Annotated in this window: 1 protein-coding gene; it reads left to right on the top strand. The window is 68.9% G+C overall.

Annotated elements, in window-relative coordinates:
• Nucleotides 1-575: MFS transporter (locus EN935_RS39420; RefSeq protein WP_164771902.1), on the top strand; the 575-nt coding region annotated here is incomplete at both ends.

Raw genomic sequence — 575 nt, 5'->3', positions numbered from 1 at the left:
GACCTGGGCCGGGCTGATCATCACCGGACTTTCGGCTGGCGGCCTCGCCGGCTGCATTCTGACCGGACCGCTGGTGCGAAGGGTTGGCCATGCCCGCGCCTTCATGGTGCTGTCGGCGCTGATCGCGCTGGCCAATGCCGCTGTCGGCGCCGGGGTCCATCCGCTGCTGTGGATCGCCGCCCGCGCACTCTACGGCTTTGCCATATGCGGCCTGTTCATCGTTGCGCAGAGCTGGCTCAACGATGCCGTTGCCAATGCCATTCGCGGCCGGGTGATGGCGTTTTTCTACGTTGCCTATGTCGCCGGGCTCGGCGTCGGCTATGCGACGCTGGCGCTGGTCGATATCAGGACGGCGGATGCGCCGCTGATCGGTATCGTCTTCACGGCGCTGTCGATCCTTCCCGTGGGGATGACGCGGCTGGCCCAGCCGCCGGCGCCGCAGGCGGCTTCAGTGGCGCTGCGCCGGGCCTGGCGGATTTCGCCGGTCGGCGTCGCCGGCATGCTGGCGGTCGGCGGCCTGTCGATGTCGATCGCGGGCTTCGCTCCGATCCATGCCACGGCCAAGGGCTACAGCC

Source organism: Mesorhizobium sp. M7D.F.Ca.US.004.03.1.1 (assembly GCF_003998635.1).
Lineage (GTDB): Bacteria > Pseudomonadota > Alphaproteobacteria > Rhizobiales > Rhizobiaceae > Mesorhizobium > Mesorhizobium loti.
This window is presented reverse-complemented; position numbering and strand designations above follow the sequence as displayed.